Source organism: Vibrio sp. Y176 (genome assembly GCF_033438945.1).
In genome coordinates this window covers 1-596 of the sequence record NZ_JAWOQS010000821.1, presented here as the reverse complement: position 1 = coordinate 596, position 596 = coordinate 1, and the positions used below count along the sequence as shown (strand labels likewise).

General features: G+C 51.3%; 1 protein-coding gene. It reads right to left on the bottom strand.

The features are described 5' to 3' along the window. A partial coding sequence (locus tag R7O13_RS28855; protein ID WP_318305459.1) for a transposase zinc-binding domain-containing protein occupies positions 1 to 532 on the bottom strand: 532 nt, incomplete at its 3' end. Between the last annotated feature and the right edge of the window lie 64 nt (positions 533 to 596).

Genomic DNA, 596 nt, shown 5'->3' with positions numbered 1-596 from the left:
CAACCAGCAAGGCGGCACTTTCGGCCATCCGCCGCGCCCCACAGCTCGGGCAGAAACCGCGACGCTTACAGCTGAAAGCGACCAGGTGCTCGGCGTGGCAAGACTCGCAGCGAACCCGTAGAAAGCCATGCTCCAGCCGCCCGCATTGGAGAAATTCTTCAAATTCCCGTTGCACATAGCCCGGCAATTCCTTTCCCTGCTCTGCCATAAGCGCAGCGAATGCCGGGTAATACTCGTCAACGATCTGATAGAGAAGGGTTTGCTCGGGTCGGTGGCTCTGGTAACGACCAGTATCCCGATCCCGGCTGGCCGTCCTGGCCGCCACATGAGGCATGTTCCGCGTCCTTGCAATACTGTGTTTAGCAAAAATGCAAGCCGATGAACAACTCGCGATGGCAACAGCTAAAAAATTGGTAGAACAAAAACGCCAAATTGAAAAACAATGTTCTAAATAAATCCACCCCTCGCACAAATCCCCCCTATTGTGCGAGCCTAAAAACACAGACACCTTATCACTGCTTTTCGAAACCATTAATCAATGCTTCTAAACCAAATAAAAAAGCCTCTGTGCCATCATCTTGACCCATAATTTGCAA